The sequence below is a fragment of the Bradyrhizobium sp. LeoB3 genome (assembly GCF_055456055.1).
In genome coordinates, this window is record NZ_JBVBEF010000479.1 from 1 (window position 1) to 243 (window position 243).

Sequence of the window (243 nt, forward strand, 5' to 3'; positions counted from 1 at the left end):
GCCGTCCCCCTCCGGCATCAATGCGTCGATCCCGAAAGCATCGGCTGCGGATGCCGCGAGCCTTTGACCCCAGTACCATTTCATCGCGGCTCGGCCTTGAAAGCGCCCACCCTCGCAGCACTCGACCGTAGCCGCCTCGTCATAGAGATCTAGCAAATCATCCAACCGACCCTGCTTACAGGCGTCGATCCAATCGACAACGATATCGATCGCATCGAAGCCCTCGCGAGCGTTCGACATGTT

At 59.7% G+C, this 243-nt stretch carries 1 pseudogene; it reads right to left on the reverse strand.

From position 1 onward, the window contains the following. Nucleotides 1-243 (reverse strand): annotated as a pseudogene (locus tag ACZXDY_RS46765) (hypothetical protein); the annotation flags it as partial.